This is a genomic window from Seonamhaeicola marinus (assembly GCF_008085455.1).
Window position 1 is genome coordinate 1 of record NZ_VSDQ01000325.1, and the last position, 215, is coordinate 215.

General features: G+C 26.5%; 1 protein-coding gene. It reads right to left on the reverse strand.

Going from position 1 to position 215, the window contains the following annotated elements; genetic code table 11:
• Positions 1 to 128: 128 nt before the first annotated feature.
• A partial coding sequence (locus FUA24_RS04200) for a NifU family protein (RefSeq protein ID WP_148540165.1) occupies positions 129 to 215 on the reverse strand: 87 nt, incomplete at its 5' end.

The window sequence follows — 215 nt, forward strand, 5'->3', positions numbered from 1 at the left end:
CTTCCCAACTTTTTTCAGAGTTAGATAAGACTTCTATAACTTTTAATACTGCCATGACATTTTATTTAAATTATACTTTTGTGTTTACTGTTTAGAAACAAAAAGAATAAAAAAGTCACATAAAAAGTTTAGCCATTTATAGCCTCTACCATTTCTACTTTACCAGGTAACATTTGTTTTAGCATATTTTCAATGCCATTTTTTAGTGTAAATGT